Here is a 23,331-nt window from a genome sequence, read left to right as displayed (position 1 = left end):
TTGCTCTTCATAAAGCATCATGGAAAATCACGCCCAGCGTGTGCCGCGATCCGGAGCGGATGCGGCTGACGCCATGCCGTAAATTTACCCTATAAGTGCCGTGCTGACCTTGCACCGGGCGATTGTGGACCGCAAACACCACGGCGTCGCCTTGGGTCAGAGGAACCACTTCGGGGCGTGACTGCATGCGCGGCCTTTGCTCGGTCATCACGAATTCGCCGCCGCTGAAATCGCGGCCCGGTTCGGATAGCAGGATTGCCGCCTGCAATGGAAATACGTGTTCGCCGTACAGATCCTGGTGCAGGCAGTTGTAATCGTCGACGCCATATTGCAACAGCAACGGGGTTGGCCGCAGCTGGCCCGCAGCATGACAACGGTCGATGAATGCAGCATGTTGTTGCGGGAAGCGGACATCGATATTCATGCTCTGGTGCCAGCGGTTGGCGATAGGCGCCAGCTGTGGATAGAGCGCGCTGCGCAAGTCGCCGATCAGATCGGGCAGGGGGTAGCTGAAATATTTATACTCGCCGCGTCCGAAACCATGGCGCGCCATCACGACTCTGCTGCGGAATAGTTCGTTGTGCGCGTACAGCGCGGACAAAGCCTGACATTCCTGAGACGTCAGCAACTTTGGCAGCAGCGCACTGCCGTAGTTGTCCAGCTCGTGCGCGAGGTTTTCCCAATCCACCCGCTGCAGTCGTTCTGTGATGGAGCCGTCGTTGTGAACGACGGCATGCTTCAGGTAAGGCGCGGCCCCAACTTCAACTTCAACCGGATCGGCAGTTTCGTGCAGTGTTTTCATCATTTCCTCTGTATCTGTTTGATAACGCCAAGGGTAAGCAGGCTGCCGAGTTGGCGCACTCCGACTCTTGCTGTCAAATTCGGAATCATCTTGTTTTGCAAGAAAATTGCTGCGTGATAAGCATTAAATGCAGTTGATTTTTGATTTTGAGGCAAGTATGTATTGTGGGCAGAGTGGTTTTTCTTTGTTGCGGCAGCTATCAAACTGCATGGCATCAAACTTCAAACAGGAAAATCATCATGCCACTCGCACTTTGGGCGCTCACACTTAGCGCTTTTGCCATCGGTACCACAGAATTCGTTATCGTTGGGCTCATCCCAACTATTGCCGCCAGTCTCGGCGTTTCCGTTCCTTCGGCCGGCCTGCTGGTCAGTCTCTATGCCCTCGGCGTTGCGGTGGGCGCGCCGGTGCTTACCGCCTTGACTGGCCGCGTGCCGCGCAAGCAGCTTTTGCTGGGCTTGATGGCCTTGTTTACTATCGGCAACCTGGTCGCATGGATGGCGCCGGGATACGAAGCGCTGATGGCGGCACGCGTGCTTACCGGGTTGGCGCATGGCGTGTTCTTTTCGATCGGATCGACCATTGCCACCGGCCTGGTGCCGAAAGAAAAGGCGGCCAGCGCAATTGCGTTAATGTTCACCGGGCTGACAGTCGCCTTGGTCACCGGCGTGCCGCTCGGCACGTTCATCGGCCAGACGTTTGGCTGGCAGTCGACTTTTCTGGCGGTGTCTGTGCTTGGGGTGATTGCATTTATCGGCGGCTGGATCCTGGTGCCGGACAATATTGCCAGCAGCAAGCCGGCTTCCTTACTGACTCAGGCTGCAGTCCTGAAGCAGCCGCGGCTGTTGCTGGTGTACGCGATCACTGCCCTGGGTTACGGCGGCTCTTTCATTGCCTTTACCTACCTGGCGCCGATTTTGCAGGAAATCTCGGGCTTCTCGGCTGCCGCCGTCAGTCTGGTGATGCTGGTGTATGGCGTCTCGGTGGCGTTCGGCAATATCTGGGGCGGCAAGCTGGCTGACCAGAAGGGACCGATACGCGCATTGCAAATCGTGTTTGCCTTGCTGGCTGTGGTGTTGTTCGTGCTGACTTTCACTGCATCCAATCCTTGGCTGGCAGTCCTGACCGTGCTGGCATGGGGCGCTTTCGCCTTCGGCAACGTGCCGGGCTTGCAAGTGTATGTGGTGCAGCAGGCAGAACGCCACGCACCGCGTGCAGTGGATGTTGCCTCCGGCCTGAACATCGCCGCATTCAATGTCGGGATTGCGCTGGGCGCCTGGGGCGGCGGTCTGATCGTCAGCCATCTTGGTTTGATGGCGACACCTTGGATCGGCGCTATCGTGGTGCTGGCTGCATTGGGCTTGACCTCGCTGGCAGGACGGCTGGACCGGCGCGATGGCGTTGCCCCTGTCATCGGCTCCGGCCACGCGGTCGCCATGCGTTGATAGGGTAGTCAGAGGCTGTGCCCGGTCGCTATTGTCTTGCTGTACATAAAACATGTGGTAATACTGGCCTTGCCAAACTTCTGGAAATCCTGCACTATTGGGTCTGATTTTAATAATCCTTTACTTAAAACCATGTCTTTCGCACGCGCTTATTTCTTTTTTTACTTTAGCTATTCCAGCCCCACGGCGGTGAAAAGCGGTAAGCGTTCGTAAGTAAAGAGCAAACCGAAATTTCTAAAAAACCGCCAGCGATGGCGGTTTTTTTATACCCAGTCAATTTTGAGCCAGGAGAAAAACATGCTACGCACCGATGATTTGCGCATACGAGAAATGAAAGAATTAGTCCCACCGTCACATTTGATCCGCGAATTCGGCTGCTCCGAGAAAGTGGCCGAAACGGCCGCCAATTCGCGGATTGCCTTGCATCGCATCTTGCATGGCCAGGATGACCGCCTGATGGTGGTGATCGGGCCTTGCTCGATCCACGATACCAAGGCAGCGATGGAATATGCGCGCCGCCTGGTGGGTGAGCGCGAGCGCCTCAAGGGCGAGCTGGAAATCGTGATGCGGGTGTACTTCGAAAAGCCGCGCACCACGGTCGGCTGGAAAGGCTTGATCAACGATCCGTACATGGACAACAGCTTCCGCATCAATGACGGCCTGCGCATGGCGCGTGAGCTGTTGTTGAATATTAACGAACTGGGTCTGCCGGCCGGTACTGAATTTCTGGATGTGATCAGCCCGCAATACATTGCCGATCTGATCAGCTGGGGTGCGATCGGCGCTCGTACCACCGAATCGCAAGTGCATCGCGAACTGGCTTCCGGCTTGTCATGCCCGGTCGGTTTCAAGAACGGCACCGACGGCAATATCAAAATTGCGGTGGACGCCATCAAGGCCGCCTCGCAGCCGCATCATTTCCTGTCGGTGACCAAGGGCGGCCATTCGGCGATTGTGTCGACCAACGGCAATGAAGACTGCCATATCATTTTGCGCGGGGGCAAAGCGCCGAATTACGACGCCGCCAGCGTCGATGCGGCTTGCAAGGATATCGCCAACAGCGGCCTGGCGTCGCGTCTGATGATCGATGCTTCGCACGCCAACAGCTCGAAGAAACCGGAAAACCAGATTCCGGTATGCGCCGATATCGGCAGCCAGGTAGCAGCCGGCGACGGCCGCATTGTGGGCGTGATGGTTGAATCGCACCTGATCGCCGGCCGCCAGGATCTGGTGCCGGGCAAGGAACTGGTGTATGGCCAGTCGGTCACCGACGGTTGCATCAACTGGGAAGAAAGCGTGACGCTGCTGGAAGGCCTGGCAGAAGCGGTAAAACAACGCCGTTTGCTGAATAGCAGCCCGGCCTAAGCAAGCAGGGTGGATGGCCTATCCGCCCGTCTCTAGATCAAGCGCGATCAAAAGCGCTTGGTCAACACCATCATTTCGCCCTCGCGCCGCATCTCGGTGCGATTCAGGAACGACATGCCAAGCAGCGCGAACGGCAGCCCGCTCTCCTGCACCAGGGCGTCGACCTGATTCATTTCAATATCGCCGATCTTGACCGTGTTGAGTTTGACCATGTACGCCGGCGCTGCGCCGTTGGCAGTATTGACCATGGTCATCCTGCCCTTTTTGTAATCGACCCCCAGCCGTGCCGCGTCCGAAGCGGGCAGTGCGATCATGGTGGCGCCGGTGTCGACCAGCATGGTCATCATGCCACCGTTGATCTGGGCTTGCGCCACGAAATGCCCTTGCGGATTGACTTTCAAGGTGACGCTGGAAGATGCACCCGGGGCGCTGCGGCTGACGTAATCGCCGATGCCGATGACTTGCCGCTTGCCTTTAACCTCCAGCGTTGCGGTGGCGCTATTGGCTTCCACCAGCTTCACGTCGTCGGTGATTTTGCTGCCGACTGCATAGGTTTTCGGCGAGGAGCCGTCAATCACCAGCACGGCTTTTCCGGGAAACAGGCCGACTACGCCGATATCGGAAGCTTGTGCCGCGCTAGAAATGGAAGCAAGTAAAAACAGGCTGGTGACGCAGGTGACTAAAGCAAGCGGGCGCATGGTTGTCCGACTTTCCTGGCAAGAGGTTGAGATAGCGCCGTAATGCCGATAGCTTGGTCAGCCGGCAACAGCAGGTGGATGATACCTGCAATATGTTGCCACGCTACAATTTAGTCACGGAAATTATTGAATTCCAGCGGCAAATCGGCCACTTCCTTGCGCAGCATCGCCATCGCTGCCTGCAAGTCGTCACGCTTGGCGCCGGTGATGCGGACGGCGTCGCCCTGGATGCTGGCCTGGACTTTCATCTTGCTGTCCTTGACGATGCGGACGATCTTCTTGGCTGCTTCGGATTCAATGCCGTTCTTGATCTTGATGATTTGCTTGACCTTGTCGCCGCCGATCTTTTCGATCTTGCCGATGTCGAGGAAGCGCGTATCGACATTGCGTTTGACCAGTTTTGCGGTCAGCACGTCGCGTACCTGGCTTAACTGGAATTCCGAGTCGGCATACGCGGTCAGGTCGCGTTCTTTCAACTCGATGCGGGCGTCGCTGCCCTTGAAGTCGAAGCGGGTCGAGATTTCCTTGTTGGCTTGATCGTTGGCATTTTTTACTTCGACCAGATTGGCTTCCGATACGGTATCGAATGATGGCATGGTGATATTCCTTCAGTATGTTCAAACAAAGCCGGCCGTCTATATTGCGAGCGGCCGTCGAGCTATGCGCATTTTAGCGGACAAGAAACCCGAGGTGTCGGTCTCGCTGGTCTATTTTCTTGCATGGCTGGCTATATTTCGGGGGGCGGGTTAGCCGCTGGCCGGGCCAGCTTACGTTTATAATCCCGGTGCTATGACTATCTCCAAGCTTCCGTTCCAATTCGATTTTTCGCTGCGCCGGCACAATACCTTTGGTATCGATGCCAAGACGCATGCCTATCTGCCGGTCACTTCGCTGGAAACATTACAAGCGCTCAGATCAGACCTTGATGCTACCCGCTTGCCGCGCCTGGTGCTGGGCGGCGGCAGCAATCTGGTGCTGACCCAGGATTTCCCCGGTTTGGTGTTGCATATGTGTAATCGCGGGCGCGAAATTGTCGCTTCAGACGACGATGCCGTTTATGTGCGCGCCGCTGCCGGTGAAAACTGGCATGAGCTAGTGCTATGGACGCTGGAGCAAGGCTTGGCAGGGCTGGAGAATCTGTCGCTGATTCCTGGCAACGTCGGCGCCGCGCCGATCCAGAACATAGGCGCTTACGGTATCGAGCTGCAAGAGCGCTTCCACGGATTAACCGCACTCGATATGGAGAGCGGCGAGATCCTGCATCTGGACCGGGACGCCTGCGCTTTTGCCTATCGCGACAGCATCTTCAAGCACAGCCTGCGCGACAGGGTGGTGGTGCTCGACGTCACCTTCGCCTTGCCGAAACGCTGGCAGCCTGCTCTGCGTTATGCCGATGTGGCGCAAGAGTTGGAAGCGCGCAAACTGGCGCAGCCAACTGCACGCGATATCAGCGATGCGGTGATTGCAATCCGTACCCGCAAATTGCCTGATCCGGCGCTGATCGGCAATGCCGGCAGCTTTTTCAAAAATCCGATCGTGACGGCGCCGCAACGCAATGCCTTGCTGGTGCAACATCCGCAACTGGTGAATTACCAGCAAGCCAACGGCAGCTACAAGCTGGCTGCCGGCTGGCTGATCGATCAATGCGGCTGGAAAGGGAGAAACCTGGGCGCGGCCGGCGTTTATGAGAAGCAGGCGCTGGTGCTGGTCAACCGCGGCGGCGCCAGCGGCCAGGATGTGGTGCGCCTGGCGCAAGCGGTGCAAGCGGATGTGATGGCAAGGTTTGGCGTGGTGCTGGAGCCGGAACCGATTTTTATTTGAGGAAGTAGTTTGTTTCTTCTGCGATTTTATCGCTATCAAGTCACATTGATGTCACATCGCAGCGTTAAGCTCTGCCATGTCTCATCTCCAACACTCCCTAAGGTAATGGATTTAGCCCGTCATGCGATTGCATGACGGGCTTTTTTTTACGTGTTTTTTTGCAAATATCAGGCGTAATGGCAAACGTAGTTTACGGTTTCCAGCGTCTCGATATCGAAACTGGAATTGGCCGGGATATCAAAACTGTCGCCGCCGCTGTAGGTGGTCCAGGCTTGCTGATCTTTCTGGCGCACGCGGCAGCTGCCGCTGGTGATGTCCATGATTTCAGCGACGCCGGTGTTAAACGTCAGCGATGACGGCAGGATGACGCCCAGCGTTTTCTTGCTGCCGTCGGCGAAAACCACGGTGTGGGAAACACATTTGCCGTCGAAATAAACATTGCCTTGCTTGAGGACAGTGACATTGTCGAATTGAGTAGTCATGTTGGGTTCTTTTGTTTGGCGTGAGCTTATTCTGCGTCTTTGTCGAGCAGCGGCAGCGATACGGCGTTGCTGGATGCGAGCAGGCCGGTGCTTTGATAGATCGCCAGCTTTTGGCGGGTATCGCTGATGTCGAGGTTGCGCATGGTCAGTTGGCCGATACGGTCTTGCGGCGAGAAAGCGCCTTCGCCCTTTTCCATGGTCAGGCGATCCGGATGATAGGTCAGGTTGGCCGACTCGGTGTTGAGGATCGAATAATCGTTGCCGCGGCGCAGCTCGATCGTGACTTCGCCGGTGATGGCGCGCGCGACCCAGCGTTGCGCCGACTCGCGCAGCATGATCGCCTGCGAGTCGAACCAGCGGCCTTGATACAGCAGGCGGCCCAGGCGGCGGCCGCTTTCGCGATATTGCTCGATGGTGTCTTCGTTATGGATGCCGGTGACCAGGCGCTCGTAGGCGATGAACAGCAGGGCCAGGCCCGGCGCTTCATAGATGCCGCGGCTCTTGGCTTCGATGATACGGTTTTCGATCTGGTCGCTCATGCCCAGGCCGTGGCGACCGCCGATGCGATTGGCTTCCATCATCAGCTCGACCTGATTGGCAAACACGATGCCGTTCAGTGCGACCGGGCGGCCTTCCTCAAAGCGCACGGTGACTTCCTCGCGCTTGACTTCAACCTCGTCGCGCCAGAAGGCGACGCCCATGATCGGTTCGACGATCTTCATGCCGCTGTTCAGGTATTCGAGATCTTTCGCTTCATGGGTAGCGCCGAGCATGTTGGAATCGGTCGAATAGGCTTTTTCCACCGACATCTTGTAGTCGAAGCCCGACGCGATCATGAATTCCGACATTTCCTTGCGGCCGCCCAGTTCCTGGATGAACTGGTCATCGAGCCAGGGTTTGTAGATCCGCAGGTTGGGATTGACCAGCAGGCCGTAACGGTAGAAACGCTCGATATCGTTACCCTTGAAGGTGCTGCCGTCGCCCCAGATATCGACCTTGTCTTCGCGCATGGCGGCCACCAGCATGGTGCCGGTGACGGCGCGTCCGAGCGGCGTGGTGTTGAAATAGGTGACGCCTGCGGTGGAGATGTGGAAGGCGCCGCTCTGCAGCGCGGCGATGCCTTCGGCCACCAGTTGTTCGCGGCAATCGACCAGGCGCGCTAATTCAGCGCCGTAGGCCTTGGCTTTTTGCGGGATGGCGTCGTAGTCCGGCTCGTCAGGCTGGCCCAGGTTGGCGGTATAGGCGTAGGGGATGGCGCCTTTCTGGCGCATCCAGTGCAGCGCAGCGCTGGTATCGAGGCCGCCTGAGAAGGCGATGCCGACTTTTTCGTTGATCGGGACGGATTGCAGGATATTGGACATGATATTTCGTGTGGGTTGTTGTGACTGGGGTTGCAAATTAATCGACTTTTCCGAGCACCAGATATTCGAGTAATGCCTTTTGCACATGCAGGCGGTTCTCGGCTTCATCCCAGACCACCGATTGCGGGCCATCGATGACTTCGGCAGAAACTTCTTCGCCGCGATGCGCCGGCAGGCAGTGCATGAACAGGGCGTCCGGATTGGCGCGCTGCATCTTGGCCTGGTCGACGATCCAGCCGTCGAAGGCTTTCAGGCGCGCTGTGTTTTCATCCTCGTAACCCATGCTGGTCCAGACATCGGTGGTGACCAGGTCGACGCCTTCGCAGGCGTCGGACGGATTGGCGAACAGCGTGTAGCGCTGGTTGTCCGCCGCCACCTGGGCCGGATCGAGGTCGTAGCCTTTCGGGGTCGACACATTGACGTGGAAACCGAATACCTGCGCTGCTTGCAGCCATGAATACAGCATGTTGTTAGCATCGCCGATCCATGCCACTTTCTTGCCGGCGATGGAGCCGCGGTGTTCGATGTAGGTGAAGACGTCGGCCAGTACCTGGCAAGGATGCTGTTCGTTGGTCAGGCCGTTGATCACCGGCACTCGCGAGTGGGTGGCAAAGCGTTCGATGATGTCCTGGCCGAAGGTACGGATCATGATGACGTCGCACATGCGCGACATTACCTGCGCCGCATCTTCCACCGGCTCACCGCGCCCCAGTTGGCTGTCGCGCGTGTTGAGGTAGATGGCGGCGCCGCCCAACTGATGCATGCCGGCTTCAAACGACAAGCGGGTACGGGTCGAGTTTTTCTCGAACACCATCACCAGCGTGCGATCGAGCAGCGTGTAGTGCGGTTCGTAATTCTTGAATTTGCGTTTGATGAGACGGCTACGTTCAATCACGTACTCGTATTCGTCCAGCGAAAAATCAGAAAACTGCAGGTAGTGTTTGATTGCCATAAATGAAAACGGCGGCCGCTGTGGCGACTGCCGCCGATAGTTGGAATTCCATTTTTAAAACAACCGTTGTATTGCCGACTTTGTTGCTGACCAGTCGTATCCAGGGCGCCTGAGATTGGCTTAGAAATGAAATAAGTGCTTCAATTATAAGGGATTTCAGTAGAAAAGATACCTGTCAAAATATGGTGTTTTTAGCAATTGAAAGGATTGCGGTATTTCTCATGAAGCACCGCAATCTGCTGCAGTTTAATAGAGCTTCTGCGACGATTCATGCAGCAATTGCACATACAACTGATGCCGCATCGGCGCTATCTTGTTTTCCTTCATTGCTTCCAGCACGGCGCAGCTGGGCTCGGTCAGATGATGGCAGTTGTAAAACTTGCATTTGCCAAGGTAGGGAGAAAATTCGGTGAAAGCGCGCTCCAGCATGCCTTCGCTCAGCTGGTACAAGCCGAATTCCTGGAACCCTGGCGAATCGATAATGTTGGCGGGCATGCCCCCCAGGCTGGTATCAGCCGCATCCATTTCGTACAAGCGGGTGAAGGTGGTGGTGTGCTTGCCGGTATCCAGAGCGGCGGAAATTTCGCGCACGGCGATGTCGGCGCCCGGTACGATCAGGTTGATCAGCGACGATTTGCCCATGCCGGACTGGCCGATCAGGATAGTAGATTGCCCCGCCAACAAGGGCGCCAGCGTGGCGCAGGTTTGTTCTGGAAACGCCCGCGCCGATACCTCATGCACCGGATAACCCAGGCCGGCGTAGAGTTGCAGCCGCTGTCGGGTTTTCTCCAGCGAGTCGACGATGTCGGTTTTGTTGAGCACGATGTGGGCGCTTACGCCAGCGGCTTCGGCCGCCACCAATGCGCGTGAAATCAGATCGTCGGCAAAGCCCGGCTCGGTGGCCACCACGATGAACAATTGGGTGACGTTGGCGGCCAGCAGCTTGGATTTATACTGATCCGAGCGATACAGCAGGCTATGGCGTTCATCGATGGCTTCGATCACGCCTTGGTTGGGCGAAGTCAGTTTCAACTGAACCCGATCGCCGACCGCGACATCGCTTTTCTTGCCGCGCGTGACGCATTGCAATTTCAGCGATTCCGTCCCGATCCTGGCTTGCACCAGATAATGGCGGCCGTGGGCGGCAATTACCAGGCCGCTGCCGGGCTGGTTGCTGTGCTGCTTTCCTTGCTGCCTGGCGTGATCAACCATGTGCCGCCGTCAGCTTGTTGGTCAACTTATTTGTCAACTTACTAATGCGCACCGTGGCCGGCGGATGCGAGTCGTAGAACGCCGAGTGCAAAGGATCAGGCGTCAGGGTCGAGGCATTGTCTTCATACAGCTTGACCAGCGCCGCTACCAGATCGTTGGCGTCGGTGTGCTGGGCGGCAAAAGCGTCGGCTTCGAATTCGTGTTTGCGCGAGCTGATCGACGCTAGCGGCGACAGCAGGAAAGTAAAGATCGGCAGCGCCAGCATGAACAGGATCAGCGCCATCGCGTCGTTGTTGCTGAGGTCAGCCAGCAGCAGCGGGTTGACGCCGAGGCCGGTGTAAAACCAGAGTTGCTGTTTCAGATAACCGAGCAAAGCCATGAATGCCAGCGAAATCGCAAACATCACGACGATGCGCTTGGCGATGTGCTTGAGCTTGAAATGACCCAGTTCATGCGCCAGCACCGCTTCGATTTCATGCGGCGCCAGGCGCGCCAGCAGGGTGTCGAAAAAGACAATCCGCTTGCCGGCGCCGAAGCCCGAGAAATAGGCATTGCCGTGGGCGCTGCGCTTGGAGCCATCCATCACGAACAAACCCTTGGAAGCGAAACCGACTCGTTTCATCAAGCCTTCGATGCGATCGCGCAGACTGTCGTCGGTGAGCGGCGTGAACTTGTTGAACAGCGGCGCAATCACGGTCGGGTAGAGTACCAGCATCAACAGCTGGAACCCGCTGAATACCAGCCAGGCGTAAAACCACCAGAGATCGCCTGATTTTGCCATCAGCAGCAATACTACCCAGATCAGCGGCAGACCGATGGCGGCGCCGATCAAGGTGTTTTTCAGCATGTCGGTAAGAAACAGCCGGAGCGTCATCTTGTTAAAACCGAAACGGGCCTCCAGCACGAACTGTTTGTAATAATCCAGGGGCAGGTCGATCACACCGGAAATGGCGACGAACGCCACCAGCAAGCCTAGCTGATAGACCATGCCAGGGCCGGCCCAGTTGAATATGATGTTGGAAAGCCATTGCAAACCGCCCAACAGCGTAAAGCCGATCAGGACCACAGCGCTTACAAACATGGAAATCAGGCCGAATTTGGTCTTGGCAACGGTGTAGTCGGCAGCGCGCTGGTGCGCTGCCAGAGGGATTTTTTCGGCGAATTCAGCCGGCACCGCGCTGCGGTGAGCCAGCACGTGGCGGATCTGGCGCGAACCCAGCCAGAAGCGCACCACCAGGGTGATCGCCAGGAAGACTATGAATAAAACTGAAAATGCAAATGAAGACATGTAGCCCCTATGTGAGAAAATACCCGTTTATGGCTTACGCAAACAAACGCTGGGCCTGTCTTAGCCCAATATAACGAAGAGAACAATTATGTCACAAGCCGCCGATGTATCTACTACCACCGCTGCTATTGCCGCAGCCACGCCAACCCCCGCGGCGCCGGTGCGGCCTAACGAATTCAACCTGATCTGGGTCGATATGGAAATGACCGGGCTTAATCCGGACAGCGACCGCATTATTGAAGTCGCAGTGGTGATAACCGACCCGCAACTCAATATCCTGGCGGAAGGGCCGGTGTTTGCGATTCATCAGCCAGACGAGATCATGGATGGCATGGATGCCTGGAACAAGGGCACCCACGGCCGTTCCGGCCTGATCGAAAAGGTGAAAAACTCGACCGTGACCGAAAGCGAGGCCGAACTGGCTCTGATCGAATTCCTGAAGAAATACGTGCCGAACGGCAAGTCCCCCATGTGCGGCAACACAATTTGCCAGGATCGCCGCTTCATGGCGCGCAGCATGCCTAAGCTGGAAGCGTTTTTCCACTACCGCAATCTGGATGTGTCCACCCTGAAAGAACTATGCCGCCGCTGGAAGCCGGAACTGGCCAGCGGTTTCAAGAAACACCAAAAGCATACTGCGCTGGCCGATATCATCGAATCGATTGAAGAATTGCGTTATTACCGCGAGCATTTCATCAAGGAGTAATAGAGCACCGGGGGATGTGCGTTGAGCAATCCCCCGGCGTCCTTTCTCAATCTTCGCTGGAATCGATACCGCAGCATTTCTTGAATTTCTTGCCGCTGCCACAGATGCACTCATCATTGCGGCCGACTTTCGGCTTGTCGCGCTGGATCGTGGTGACCGCCGATTTGCGGTGCGGCAGCCAGTAACGGTAGATTTCCGGAATCGCTGCTTCCACTTCCACCGCCAGCTTGTGGCGTTGCACCGGATCCTCGCGCAGCGCCATTTCCTCTTCTTCCAACTCTTCCGCGCCTAGCAGGTAGATAGGGCGCACCACCGTCGCCAGGTTGGAGTGCCAGATCGGTTCCCAGGCCTTGGCGCGCAGATTGATGCCTTCCCAGAAACCCCAGGTCCAGGCTTCGCCGTCGAGCAGGGTCTTGCCTTCGTGCTCATGTTCGCAAAACAGGGGTTCGTATTCTTTCGGCGCCACTTCCAGCGTGACCGCGATTTCATTCATGTAGCGCGCAATCAGGCCGACGATCTTTTCATATTCCCGGTCGGACTTGAATTTTGGCGCATCCTTCAACGACGGCCCCCACACATGCGGTAGCCATTCGCCCAGCAAAACCTGTTCCGGGCCGACCACCAGCGCCGTCAGATAACCGTGCAGGGTATCCATGGTCATGCTGTCTTCAGCACAGCGATCGGACAACAAAAAGTCGTCCAATTCGTCAAATTCTTTGTCTGAGAGGGGTTCGTCAAGATTCATGGAGAGGGCCGCTTAAATTGGGGGATACGGATTTTACGATTGAAATGCGCTTTAGCTGGAAAATATTCGAGATGCTTGTCTGCGAGCAATCATTTATCCTGTGGAAGTCTACATTAAGCCACGGCAGAGTAGCGATACAGAGCTCGGCCGGTTATTTCACCACCAGACCAGACCAGATTATCTTATATGAAAATCAGAGCACTTTCCCCCGCAGATCTTTCAGCCTACCGCCAGTTGAGACTGGAATCGATTCTGGATTCGCCATCCTCGGTTGTACCGACTTACGACGAAGAGCGCGCACTATCGGACGAGCAAATGTCGGCGCGTTTAAACGCGAGCCCTTATCAACTGGCTTTGGGTGCGTTTCAAGACGAAGTCTTGATCGGCACCGTTGGCTTGGTGCGGGATCCGCGCTCCAAGATTTATCATCGGGCCAATATCGTGGGCGTCTATGTCACGCCTAAGTCGCGCTCCGCGGGCGTGGCGCAAGGATTGCTAGAGGCGGTCATCGCGCACGCACGGAGTATCCCTGAAGTGATTCAGCTGGACTTGAAAGTAAACACGATCAACCTGCGCGCCAGAGCGCTGTACGCCAAGCTGGGATTTGTCTCTTGCGGACTAGACCGCCGCGCTCTGCGCATAGGCGGCCAATTCCATGACGAAGAACGCATGGCCCTGTATCTCGATGTAGTGTAGCCGTTGCAGGTTTCCTGGATCGCCGGACCTATTGTTCAACTACCCGCATGAAACTGGCAAATCTCGGTATGCCGCTGGGATTCAAACCGCGGAAGCGGTAAGTCACCTGGCTACCCAACGGCGGCGGCTGGCGCCGTTGTTCGTCGCTGAAGCCGGTGCCAAGCTTGAAGCGCAGGCCGCTCGGCGTTTCCACTCGCAAAGCGCCCAGCATGCCCAGGTACTTGCCCTTGCCGGGCAGATGAGCGATGACTTTGGCCTCCGCATCGTCATGGGTTTTAACTTTCAGCAGGTCATCGCTGCGTTGTGCGCGGTAAAGCGAAGCGCCCCTATGTAGCATCAGGCCCTCGCCACCTTGCTTGACGGTTCGTTCGAGCAAACGCTGCAAGGCTGCGTGGTCGCTCAACTTGGTTTGTTCCACCGGCTGTACCCAGGGTATGGCACGTTTGGCGAGCGTGGTTTTCAACATTGCCAGACGCTGGTCGAAAGTGCCGGCATGCGCCGGCAGATCGAACACCATGAAGCGCATGCGACGCCAGGCGGCGTCGTCCGGCGTCTGGCGGCGCACGGTGGAGACCGCATGCGCGAATTGTCCGCGACCGGCCCACAGCTCGCCGTCCAACGCCATTTTCGGCCAGTTGGCAGTGAACCATGGCGGCGCGATTATCTGCTGGCCGCCGCGTGTCAGCAATTTTTCGCCATCCCAGTAACCACGCACGCCGTCCATTTTTTCGCTGACCCAATAGTCGGCCAGATTGATGCCTGGACGATAGATGTTTGCCAGCATCAGTGGTGGTGCCGTGGGCGGCGCTGCCGGGAGTGCGGTCAAAGGCAGGCACAGATGGATAGCAAGCAGCAGATGACTGAGCAGCTTGGCGATGCTGTATTTGGCGCCTGTATTCGAGGCAGGTGATAGCGGGTTCATGGCGATTTTTCTGACAAGAAGCAGTCATCGTAAAGCGATGTCGCCGAGCGGAGGCGCCGCAAACGGGTAAAAAATGCACTAAAAGCCCGATTTGATATTTAGCTTATCTGCATGAAATTCAATTCAACCCCGTTCCCGGCCGGGTCGCGCAGATTGTAGTGATTGAGGGCGATGGCTGGCACGAGTGGCTCCTGGCAGGACGGCTGGCGATAGTGATGGACTGCGTCAGTGTAAACGATGCGGCAAGTCGGCCGCTGGCGCTTACAATAGCCGACATGACTATTCCAAGCCCCGCATCATTCTCGACCCTGACTCCCGATACCGTACTGGACGCGCTCGACAGCATCGGCCTGCACGGCGATGGCCGCCTGCTGGCGCTCAACAGCTATGAAAACCGCGTATACCAGATCGGTATGGAACAAGGGCCGCCGCTGGTGGCCAAATTCTACCGGCCGCAACGCTGGAGCGACGCCGCCATCCTGGAGGAGCATGGTTTCGTGCAGGAGCTGGTCGAACGGGAAATTCCGGTGGTGGCGGCGTGGGCGACGCCAGACGGCAACACCTTGCACCAGTTCGACGGTTTTCGCTTTGCGGTATTTCCGCGCCACGGCGGCCGCGCACCGGAGCTGGAGGACAGCGCCACTCTGGAATGGCTGGGCCGTTTCCTCGGCCGCATCCATGCAATCGGCGCGCTCAGTAATTATCAACACCGGCCGACGCTGGATATCGTCAGTTTTGGCGAAGAGCCTAGCGCGTTCTTGCTGGCTAACGGCTTCGTGCCTGAGGATTTGCTGGAAGCCTATCGCAGCACCGTGACCCAGGCCCTGGAGGGCGTGCGCCGTTGTTTCGATCGCGCCGGCAGCGTCGGCGCCTTGCGTCTGCATGGCGATTGCCACGGCAGCAACGTGCTGTGGACCGACGCCGGCCCGCACTTCGTCGATTTCGACGATAGCCGCATGGGGCCGGCGGTGCAGGATTTGTGGATGCTGCTGTCCGGCGAGCGCCGCGACATGGTGCAGCAGATGGGCTCTTTACTGGCCGGTTATGAAGACTTCTGCGATTTCGATACGCGCGAGCTGTACCTGATCGAAGCCCTGCGTACGCTACGCCTGATCCATTACGCCGCATGGATAGCACGGCGCTGGGACGACCCGGCTTTCGCCGTGGCCTTCCCTTGGTTCAATACCCAGCGTTACTGGCAAGACCGGGTGCTGGAGCTGCGCGAACAAATCGCGCTGATGGACGAGCCGCCGCTATGGTAGGCATGAAGGCTGCTGTGTCAGAAGTTCAGTGCGCCACCGATTTGGAGAACACATTCAGCACCAGCACGCCGGAGACGATCAGGCCGATGCCGGCCAAAGCAGCCGCATCCAGGCTTTGTTTCAGGACCAGCCAGCCGACCAGTGCAATCAGCGCAATGCCGATGCCGGACCACATCGCATACACGATCGCCACCGGCAAGGTGCGCAAGGTGAGCGACAGGAAATAGAAGGCAGTCAGGTAACCGACCACCACCACAATCGACGGTACCAGCCGGGTGAATTCGGCGCTGGCTTTCAAGGCGCTGGTGGCAATTACCTCGGCAACGATGGCGATCAACAGATAGACCCAATGCATGACTTCTCCTGGCTGAAAAATAAAACGTGGATGTAACGCGATTTGCAACGATATCAAGCGAAACTCTAATCGATAGCGGCAAACAGCTCTGTAACGAAATCGACAAATACCCGTACTTTGGCCGACAACTGATGGCTCTGGTGATACACCACCGAGACCGGCGGCCCCGGCGTGGCCCAGTCCGCCAACACCGGCGTCAAGAGACCGTCGCGAATCTGCGGATTAAGCGAAAGCGTCAGCAGTTGCACGATGCCAGCGCCGCTGGCAGCCGCATGGATCAGCGTTTCTGCATGGTTGATGGCGATATTGCCGGGCGGCGCCCAACTCAGCTGCTGCTTGCCTTTGCTGAAGGTCCACGGCACGTTCTGGCCGCTGTTGGGGTGAATGAAAGGCAGGCAACGGAAGTTGCTTAGGTCCTGCGGCGTCTGCGGAGTTCCGTGGCGCGCTAGAAAATCGGGCGCAGCGCAGCACAGATTGCGGGTTTGATAAATGCGCCGCGCCACCATGCTGGAATCCTTCAACTCGCCGATACGGATCCAGACATCGCCGCGTCCCTCCACCATATCGACCATGCGGTCGCCCACATTCAGCCTGATTGACAGCTCCGGATACAGCGCCGCAAAGCGCGCCAGCGCCGGCGCCAGGTAAATCCGCGCAATCACGGTCGGCACGTCGACCCGCAAGATACCCTGCGGCGTCACGCGCCGGCCTTGCAGCGCGTCTTCCAGTTCGGTCATGTCGCCCAGCAAGCGCTGAGCACGCTGATAACAGCTATGGCCGTCGTCGGTCAGGGAAATCTTGCGGGTGGTGCGGTTCAGCAAGCGCACGCCGAAATGCCGCTCCAGGCCGGCGATATGATTGGTGATGGTGGCGTTCGACATCTCCAGCAGTTCAGCGGCGCGGCTGAAGCTGTTTAGTTCTACCACTTGGCAAAATACCTTTAACGATTCGAGGCGATCCATGGTGATGATTTTATATTGTTTAGATTGTTTAAAAAATGATTTTAATTGTTGCCTATTTTTCTGAATATTAAAAAGGATGATAATGCCCAAAACTCGATCGTATTGATACGACGCCAACCCCCATCCGGAGACAAGCATGGTCATTGCGACAAATAGCAGGAGCAACGCGAACGGCGGCAGCCCGATAGACATTCCCGCCCTGATCGACCGCAGCCGCATCGGCGGCTTCCAGATCGTCATGCTGACCCTATGCGCCATCTGCCTGATTATCGACGGCTTTGACGTCCAGGCCATGGGTTATGTCGCGCCCGCCATCATCCAGGAATGGGGCATCGCCAAAGCCAACCTGGGGCCGGTGTTCGGCGCCGGGCTATTCGGCATGCTGCTTGGTTCGCTCTGTTTCAGCATCCTGGCCGACCGCATCGGCCGCCGCCCGGTGCTGATTGCCGCTACCTTGTTCTTCGCCGCCTGCATGTTGTTGACACCTCTGGCCGGTAGCGTGCAGCAGTTGATTGCCTTGCGTTTTGTAACCGGCCTCGGGCTGGGCGCGATCATGCCCAACGCGATGGCGCTGGCCGGCGAATACAGTCCGCTGCGCAAGCGGGTCACCCTGATGATGCTGGTTTCCTGCGGCTTCACCCTGGGCGCGGTGCTGGGCGGCTTGTTGTCGGCGGCCTTGATTCCGCGCTTCGGCTGGCAATCGGTATTCCATGTCGGCGGTATCGTGCCGCTGGTGATCGGCGTGTTGATGTTTTTCCTGCTGCCGGAATCGATGCAGTTCCTGGTGTTGCGTGGCAAACGGCTGGAGCAGGTCGGCAAGTGGCTGCGCCGTATCGACTCAACTGTCGTGATCAATCAGGATACCCGCTACGTGGTCAATGAAAAAGCCGGCAAGGGCGCGCCGGTGCTGCAATTGTTCCAGGAGGGCAGGGCCAAGGTCACGATCCTGCTGTGGATCATCAATTTCATGAACCTGGTGAATCTGTATTTCCTCTCGAACTGGCTGCCGACGATTGCCAAGGACGCCGGCTTGTCCACCGCCACCCCTGTGATGGCCGGCACCACCTTGCAGATCGGCGGCACGCTGGGCACCCTGATCATGGGCCAGCTGATCGACCGCTCCAGTTTCCGCCGCGTGCTGATTCCAGTGTTCCTGATCGCCGGTGTGGCGGTGGCGCTGATCGGCCGTCCCGAGGTCTCGTTGCTGTTCCTGTTTACCAGTATCTTCGTCGCCGGCTTCTGCATCGTCGGCGGCCAGCCGGCGGTGAATGCTTTGGCTGGAACCTATTACCCGACCACCTTGCGTTCCACCGGCATCGGCTGGAGCCTGGGTGTCGGCCGCATCGGTTCGATTGTCGGGCCGGTGCTGGGTGGCGAGCTGATCCGCCTGAACTGGCCCAACAGCAGCATCTTCATCGTGCTGGCGGTGCCGGCGCTAGTGTCTGCCGTGATGCTGATGTTGATGCAAGAGACTTCCCAGCGTAGCAAAGCGCAAGCCGTCATTGCACATTAAACATTAAGCATTAAGATCAGAACTTGAACCAAGGATAAAACCCATGGAAAACATATCGCAAAGCGTGTTCAGTTATCAGTCTGGATTTTGCAACGACTTCGCCAGCGAAGCCTTGCCCGGCGCCTTGCCCGCCACCCAGAATTCACCGCAGAAAGCGCCTTACGGCCTGTATGCGGAACAACTGTCCGGCACCGCGTTTACTGCGCCGCGCGCGCACAACCGGCGCTCCTGGCTGTACCGCATCCGGCCTGGCGCGATGCATCACGCATTTGAAAAATCGCTGCAACCGTTGCTGGCCAGCGGCCCGTTTACCCAGGTCGATACACCGCCCGACCAATTGCGCTGGAATCCGCTGCCGCTGCCGGCTGACGATCAGCTCACCGATTTTATCGATGGCATCGTCACCTTCGCCGGCAACGGCGACGCTGCCGCCCAGGCCGGGATTGCGATTCATCTGTATGTGGCGAACCGCTCCATGCATGATCGGTTTTTTTATAACGCCGACGGCGAACTGCTGATCGTGCCGCAGCAAGGACGTCTGCTGGCCAGGACTGAACTCGGCGTGCTGGAAGTCAAGCCCGGCGAAATCGTAGTGATCCCGCGTGGCATGCGCTTCCGCATCGAACTGCCGGACGGCAGCGCACGCGGCTATATCTGCGAAAACTACGGCGCCGCATTCCAATTGCCGGAGCTAGGCCCGATCGGCTCCAACGGCCTCGCCAACGCCCGCGATTTCCAAACGCCGGTAGCCGCCTATGAAGACCGCGAAGGCGAGTTCCAGCTACTGGCCAAATTCGGCGGCAAGCTATGGGTGGCGCGCATCGATCATTCGCCGCTGGATGTGGTGGCCTGGCATGGCAATTATGTGCCGTACAAATATGATCTGAGCTTGTTCAACACCATCAACACCGTCAGCTACGACCATCCCGATCCATCCATCTTCACGGTACTGACCTCGCCCTCGGATACGGCCGGCACCGCCAATGTCGATTTCGTGATTTTCCCGCCGCGCTGGATGGTGGCCGAGCATACCTTCCGGCCGCCATGGTTCCACCGCAACATCATGAGCGAATACATGGGCCTGATAGACGGCGCCTACGACGCCAAGGCCGACGGCTTCACACCTGGCGGCGGCAGCCTGCACAATTGCATGAGCGGCCACGGCCCGGACGCCGCCACTTTTGAGAAAGCATCCAATGCAACATTGGCGCCGCATCGCATCGACAATACAATGGCCTTCATGTTTGAAAGCCGCTATGTGATTCATCCGACGCCCTATGCACTGGCAACGCCGCATCTGCAACAAGACTATCTGCAATGCTGGCACGGCCTGCAAAAGAATTTCAACGGTCAACCCTAATGAAACAAGAAATGAGAGACACGACACCATGCAAGCAAACGATCCCGCACTGAAATCATTTATCCCGACGCCGCCGGAGTCGCATTTCCCCATCCAGAATTTGCCGTTCGGCGTATTCAGCAACGCCGCTAATCCTGCGCCACGAGTTGGCGTCGCCATCGGCGATCAAATCGTCGATCTGGCTGTGCTGGCCGAAGTCGGTTTGCTGAGCGTCAGTCCGGAGATATTCCGCCAGTCCAGCCTGAACCCGTTCATCGCACTCGGCCGTGCAAGCTGGCGCAGCACTCGCGCCGCTGTCAGCGAACTGCTGCGCGACGATAATCTGCAACTGCGCGATAACCAGGTGCTGCGCGCCGAGGCGTTTGTCGCCCAGGATCAAGCCAGCCTGCATCTGCCGCTGGAGATTCCCGGTTACACCGATTTCTATTCATCGAAAGAACACGCCACCAACGTTGGCTCCATGTTCCGCGATCCAGCCAATGCGCTGCTGCCGAACTGGTTGCACATCCCGATCGGCTACAACGGCCGCGCCAGTTCAGTAGTAGTCAGCGGCACCCCGGTGCAGCGTCCTAATGGCCAGTTGAAATTGCCGGATGCCGATGCACCGATCTTTGGCGCCTGCCGCAAGCTCGATTTCGAACTGGAAACCGGCTTCATCATCGGCCAGCCAAACGCACTGGGCGAGCCGATCGACATCGCCAATGCGGAGCAGCATATTTTCGGCATGGTCCTGCTCAACGACTGGAGCGCACGCGATCTGCAGCAGTGGGAATACGTACCGCTCGGCCCGTTCAACAGCAAATCGTTTGCCACCTCCATCTCGCCCTGGGTAGTCACCATGGACGCCCTCGAACCGTTCCGCGTCGCCAGCCCGGCGCAACAACCGGAACCGCTGCCGTATTTGCAGCAGAACGGCAAGAATGGTTACGACATCACGCTGGAAGTCTCGCTCAAGCCCGGTGCAAGCGCAGCAGCGCAAACCATCTGCCGCACCAATTTCAAAGCCATGTACTGGACCATGGTGCAGCAACTGACGCATCACACGGTTTCCGGCTGCAACACCCGCATCGGCGATCTGATGGGCTCAGGCACCATTAGCGGCAGCACGTCGGACGCCTTCGGCAGCTTGCTGGAATTGACGTGGAACGGCAAGAATCCGTTGACCTTGGCGGATGGCAGCCAGCGCAGTTTTATCCAGGATGGCGATGAAGTGGGGATGACGGGCTGGTGCCAGGGGGACGGTTATCGCGTGGGGTTTGGTGTGGTTAGCGGCAAGATATTGCCGGCTCGGGGCTGATAAAAACGCGCGGTAGCACTCTATGAGCAATTCGGGCGGATTGCTCATAGTTATGTCTTAAGACTAGTTGCCGTAGATTTCTTCAACCGTAGCAAGTACGCGTTTTTTGTCTGCTTGCGTCAAGCGATGAAACATCATCAGCAACCTGGCTAGATCATCATCCGCCGCATAGAAATATGCGGCCGGCACATTCAGTACAGAAGCAAGACGCTCCAGCATGGAAAGATCCGGTACATGTTTTCCGCGTTCATACTGATTCATTCTGGCGCTAGCCGACATCTCATCGATTCCCGCGACTACACCTAGTCGTTCTTGGGAAAACCCGGCTCTCAATCTAGCCTCTTTAAGCCTTTTTGCTAGCGACATCTTTTGTCCCAAAATTAAAATAGTCTTGGTGTTTTATTCATCTTTATTATGACTATTTTTTTCCACAAGGCTTTGGGTCAATTGCTTGAATACATTCATAAGCATCTCTCTGTGCTCGTCGGACACGTCACCAATCAGCTCAAAGATTTTCCGGGCCTGATCCAATTTTCGGTTTGACGCATCAGTTAATAATTCTTCTATCCCGCAGTCGAAAATTTCCGCCAGCTCAGCTAATCGAACAACTGACGGCACAGACACCCCCGTTTCCAATCTCGAAACAGCTTCTCGGCTAATTCCTAGTATCTCAGCAACTTTTTCTTGAGATAAACCCACTTCGCCGCGCTTTACGGCAATTGCGCGTCCCACGGCTTTAGTTAGTTGCTTTCGTTGCTTTTCGTCCATATGTGACCTTTTACGTACATACGTAATGGTTCACTCACATCGGTTTCTTTGGTAGTATGATTAAGATCACGTTGTAACGTTATAAGTTACAATAAAACTATTTTCATTAACGACATATCACGTGACTCACCAGATTCGATCTCCATAAGTTCGCAGAAGCCAGCTGTCGAATAAGAAGCAACAATGAAATAAGCAAGGCTTTAACCGCAACCGCACTACTGGTGGCTTCCGCCGTGACCTGAACGCACAAAGCGATAAGGAGTACCAAATGTCACTATTTGCCTTACCAGATCCGCAGGATCTCGCCGACATCATTGCCGATCGTCTGGATGCCTTGTGCGACGAGCCTCTCTCGCCAGAGACTCGGTCGCAGGTGATAGACAACTGCATCGCACCAGTGACGCTAATGATCCGAGCTGGCGAAATGGTGTGTGCCGCCGGCGAGTTGGAACAGATGGTCTTCGTCAACCTGATCGGCACGCTGACAGCACAGGCTGAAAACCTCGACATGGCGGAGCTGACATGAATCCACTCAACGCTTACTTCCCCCTCAAAAACAAAGTCGCCGTAATCACCGGCGCAGCACGCGGCATGGCCCTGCACATCGCCGGCGCACTGTCCGCCGCCGACGCCCGGCTGGCGATTCTGGACGTGCGCGTGCAGGAAGGACGCGCCGTTGCCAGGATGCTTGGCGGCGCTAAGGATCGCGCCCGCTTCTGGCAACTCGATGTCAGCGACAACAATGCGGTGCAGCGGACGATGGCGGCGGCCGAGGCGTATTTCGGCCGCATCGATATCCTGATCAACAGCGCCGGCATCGACGCCGATAATCCGTCTGCACAGGGTCTATCGATAAAACAATGGGAAAAAGCGATGCAGGCCAATGTCCACGGCAGCATTCTGTGCAGTAAACACGTGATACCCGCAATGGCGCGGGCCGGCGGCGGCTCTATCGTCAATGTGCTGTCGCTGTGCGGCATGGACGGTGAACAGCAAGAAGCTGCCGATCATGTCGCGAAGGCGGCGCTGCGAATGGCGAACATGAATGCGATCCGCTATGCCGCGCATAACATCCGCGTCAATTCGATTTATCCCGGCATGGTGCGACCACCTGCACTCGCGGCGGCCAAACGCAAGCAGGGCGACCTGACGCAGGCGCTGACCGATACCGCCGAATTGCGGATGCTGACGAACCGGGGTTCGGCTACGGATGTAGCGGCGGGAATTTTGTATCTGGTGTCGGATGCGAGCCGATTTGTCAGCGGCAGTGAGCTCGTGATTGATGCCGGATATGGCGGGCGGTAATGCTAGACCGACAT

The 23,331-nt window shown here is 57.2% G+C and carries 25 protein-coding genes; 11 read left to right on the top strand and 14 right to left on the bottom strand.

Going from position 1 to position 23,331, the window contains the following annotated elements:
* Positions 1 to 7: 7 nt before the first annotated feature.
* Positions 8 to 805, bottom strand: coding sequence for a 2OG-Fe(II) oxygenase (locus tag VNZ60_RS00470; RefSeq protein ID WP_414648743.1), 798 nt, complete (start codon positions 803 to 805; stop codon positions 8 to 10).
* 236 nt (positions 806 to 1,041) lie between these two features.
* Between VNZ60_RS00470 and VNZ60_RS00465 the strand changes: the two genes are divergently transcribed.
* Both VNZ60_RS00465 and aroG read left to right on the top strand, forming a co-directional pair.
* Entirely contained in the window at positions 1,042 to 2,247 is a 1,206-nt protein-coding gene (locus VNZ60_RS00465) for an MFS transporter (RefSeq protein ID WP_325656101.1), read from the top strand.
* A gap of 297 nt (positions 2,248 to 2,544) precedes the next feature.
* Entirely contained in the window at positions 2,545 to 3,612 is a 1,068-nt protein-coding gene (aroG, locus tag VNZ60_RS00460; RefSeq protein ID WP_325656099.1) for a 3-deoxy-7-phosphoheptulonate synthase AroG, read from the top strand.
* 47 nt (positions 3,613 to 3,659) lie between these two features.
* Here the strand turns inward: aroG and VNZ60_RS00455 are convergent, their stop codons facing one another.
* A complete protein-coding gene (locus tag VNZ60_RS00455) occupies positions 3,660 to 4,310 on the bottom strand; it encodes a retropepsin-like aspartic protease family protein (protein WP_325656097.1) in 651 nt (216 codons plus the stop codon).
* 110 nt (positions 4,311 to 4,420) lie between these two features.
* Positions 4,421 to 4,906, bottom strand: coding sequence for a YajQ family cyclic di-GMP-binding protein (locus tag VNZ60_RS00450; RefSeq protein WP_325656095.1), 486 nt, complete (start codon positions 4,904 to 4,906; stop codon positions 4,421 to 4,423).
* Positions 4,907 to 5,099: 193 nt separating this feature from the next.
* On the opposite strand from VNZ60_RS00450, the gene murB reads away from it, so the two are divergent.
* The gene (gene murB, locus VNZ60_RS00445) at positions 5,100 to 6,131 is read left to right on the top strand and encodes a UDP-N-acetylmuramate dehydrogenase (protein WP_325656093.1); all 1,032 of its coding nucleotides are present in this window, start codon (positions 5,100 to 5,102) and stop codon (positions 6,129 to 6,131) included.
* A gap of 167 nt (positions 6,132 to 6,298) precedes the next feature.
* Here the strand turns inward: murB and ppnP are convergent, their stop codons facing one another.
* From ppnP to VNZ60_RS00420, 5 genes are all read right to left on the bottom strand, one after another.
* On the bottom strand, positions 6,299 to 6,613 hold the full coding sequence (gene ppnP, locus VNZ60_RS00440) for a pyrimidine/purine nucleoside phosphorylase (protein ID WP_325656091.1): 315 nt from the start codon (positions 6,611 to 6,613) through the stop codon (positions 6,299 to 6,301).
* Between the two features lie 26 nt (positions 6,614 to 6,639).
* A complete protein-coding gene (gene argG, locus VNZ60_RS00435) occupies positions 6,640 to 7,974 on the bottom strand; it encodes an argininosuccinate synthase (RefSeq protein WP_325656089.1) in 1,335 nt (444 codons plus the stop codon).
* Positions 7,975 to 8,011: 37 nt separating this feature from the next.
* Positions 8,012 to 8,926, bottom strand: coding sequence for an ornithine carbamoyltransferase (gene argF / locus VNZ60_RS00430; RefSeq protein ID WP_325656087.1), 915 nt, complete (start codon positions 8,924 to 8,926; stop codon positions 8,012 to 8,014).
* Positions 8,927 to 9,172: 246 nt separating this feature from the next.
* Positions 9,173 to 10,138, bottom strand: coding sequence for a ribosome small subunit-dependent GTPase A (rsgA, locus tag VNZ60_RS00425; protein ID WP_325656085.1), 966 nt, complete (start codon positions 10,136 to 10,138; stop codon positions 9,173 to 9,175).
* Positions 10,131 to 11,426, bottom strand: a complete 1,296-nt coding sequence (locus tag VNZ60_RS00420) for a M48 family metallopeptidase (RefSeq protein WP_325656084.1) — start codon at positions 11,424 to 11,426, stop codon at positions 10,131 to 10,133. The genes rsgA and VNZ60_RS00420 overlap by 8 nt, the downstream gene beginning before the upstream one ends.
* Before the next feature lie 88 nt (positions 11,427 to 11,514).
* Here VNZ60_RS00420 and orn point away from each other — a divergent pair, with 88 nt between their 5' ends.
* Entirely contained in the window at positions 11,515 to 12,132 is a 618-nt protein-coding gene (gene orn, locus VNZ60_RS00415; protein WP_325656082.1) for an oligoribonuclease, read from the top strand.
* Between the two features lie 46 nt (positions 12,133 to 12,178).
* Here the strand turns inward: orn and VNZ60_RS00410 are convergent, their stop codons facing one another.
* A complete protein-coding gene (locus VNZ60_RS00410; RefSeq protein WP_325656081.1) occupies positions 12,179 to 12,877 on the bottom strand; it encodes a UPF0149 family protein in 699 nt (232 codons plus the stop codon).
* A 186-nt stretch (positions 12,878 to 13,063) separates the two neighbouring features.
* Here VNZ60_RS00410 and VNZ60_RS00405 point away from each other — a divergent pair, with 186 nt between their 5' ends.
* Entirely contained in the window at positions 13,064 to 13,573 is a 510-nt protein-coding gene (locus VNZ60_RS00405; RefSeq protein ID WP_325656079.1) for a GNAT family N-acetyltransferase, read from the top strand.
* A gap of 28 nt (positions 13,574 to 13,601) precedes the next feature.
* Here the strand turns inward: VNZ60_RS00405 and VNZ60_RS00400 are convergent, their stop codons facing one another.
* Positions 13,602 to 14,495 (bottom strand): DNA ligase, encoded by an 894-nt coding sequence (locus VNZ60_RS00400; RefSeq protein ID WP_325656077.1) that lies wholly within the window; start codon positions 14,493 to 14,495, stop codon positions 13,602 to 13,604.
* Positions 14,496 to 14,770: 275 nt separating this feature from the next.
* On the opposite strand from VNZ60_RS00400, the gene VNZ60_RS00395 reads away from it, so the two are divergent.
* The gene (locus VNZ60_RS00395) at positions 14,771 to 15,757 is read left to right on the top strand and encodes a serine/threonine protein kinase (RefSeq protein WP_325656075.1); all 987 of its coding nucleotides are present in this window, start codon (positions 14,771 to 14,773) and stop codon (positions 15,755 to 15,757) included.
* A gap of 25 nt (positions 15,758 to 15,782) precedes the next feature.
* On the opposite strand, the gene VNZ60_RS00390 is transcribed toward VNZ60_RS00395, so the two are convergent.
* The gene (locus VNZ60_RS00390) at positions 15,783 to 16,112 is read right to left on the bottom strand and encodes a DMT family transporter (RefSeq protein ID WP_325656073.1); all 330 of its coding nucleotides are present in this window, start codon (positions 16,110 to 16,112) and stop codon (positions 15,783 to 15,785) included.
* Positions 16,113 to 16,177: 65 nt separating this feature from the next.
* Entirely contained in the window at positions 16,178 to 17,074 is an 897-nt protein-coding gene (locus VNZ60_RS00385; protein WP_325656071.1) for a LysR family transcriptional regulator, read from the bottom strand.
* Positions 17,075 to 17,210: 136 nt separating this feature from the next.
* Between VNZ60_RS00385 and VNZ60_RS00380 the strand changes: the two genes are divergently transcribed.
* The 3 genes from VNZ60_RS00380 to fahA are packed head-to-tail and all read left to right on the top strand — an operon-like array spanning position 17,211 to position 21,244.
* Positions 17,211 to 18,587: an MFS transporter gene (locus tag VNZ60_RS00380; protein WP_325656069.1), complete on the top strand. Its 1,377-nt coding sequence runs from the start codon at positions 17,211 to 17,213 to the stop codon at positions 18,585 to 18,587.
* Positions 18,588 to 18,630: 43 nt separating this feature from the next.
* The gene (gene hmgA / locus VNZ60_RS00375) at positions 18,631 to 19,947 is read left to right on the top strand and encodes a homogentisate 1,2-dioxygenase (protein WP_325656067.1); all 1,317 of its coding nucleotides are present in this window, start codon (positions 18,631 to 18,633) and stop codon (positions 19,945 to 19,947) included.
* Positions 19,948 to 19,975: 28 nt separating this feature from the next.
* Complete coding sequence (gene fahA / locus VNZ60_RS00370) at positions 19,976 to 21,244, top strand: fumarylacetoacetase (RefSeq protein WP_325656065.1); 1,269 nt, start codon at positions 19,976 to 19,978, stop codon at positions 21,242 to 21,244.
* A gap of 63 nt (positions 21,245 to 21,307) precedes the next feature.
* On the opposite strand, the gene VNZ60_RS00365 is transcribed toward fahA, so the two are convergent.
* Together VNZ60_RS00365 and VNZ60_RS00360 are read right to left on the bottom strand one after the other, a co-directional pair.
* Positions 21,308 to 21,610 (bottom strand): helix-turn-helix domain-containing protein, encoded by a 303-nt coding sequence (locus VNZ60_RS00365; RefSeq protein WP_325656063.1) that lies wholly within the window; start codon positions 21,608 to 21,610, stop codon positions 21,308 to 21,310.
* A 33-nt stretch (positions 21,611 to 21,643) separates the two neighbouring features.
* The gene (locus tag VNZ60_RS00360; protein ID WP_325656061.1) at positions 21,644 to 22,012 is read right to left on the bottom strand and encodes a helix-turn-helix domain-containing protein; all 369 of its coding nucleotides are present in this window, start codon (positions 22,010 to 22,012) and stop codon (positions 21,644 to 21,646) included.
* A gap of 268 nt (positions 22,013 to 22,280) precedes the next feature.
* Between VNZ60_RS00360 and VNZ60_RS00355 the strand changes: the two genes are divergently transcribed.
* Both VNZ60_RS00355 and VNZ60_RS00350 read left to right on the top strand, forming a co-directional pair.
* The gene (locus VNZ60_RS00355) at positions 22,281 to 22,538 is read left to right on the top strand and encodes a hypothetical protein (protein WP_325656060.1); all 258 of its coding nucleotides are present in this window, start codon (positions 22,281 to 22,283) and stop codon (positions 22,536 to 22,538) included.
* Positions 22,535 to 23,317: an SDR family NAD(P)-dependent oxidoreductase gene (locus tag VNZ60_RS00350; protein ID WP_325656059.1), complete on the top strand. Its 783-nt coding sequence runs from the start codon at positions 22,535 to 22,537 to the stop codon at positions 23,315 to 23,317. Before VNZ60_RS00355 ends, VNZ60_RS00350 begins: the two co-directional genes overlap by 4 nt.
* Positions 23,318 to 23,331: the final 14 nt, after the last annotated feature.

This window comes from Collimonas sp. (assembly GCF_035566375.1).
Lineage (GTDB): Bacteria > Pseudomonadota > Gammaproteobacteria > Burkholderiales > Burkholderiaceae_D > Collimonas.
Note: the sequence above shows the minus strand (reverse complement) of the source record. Positions and strands in the feature narration are given on the sequence as shown.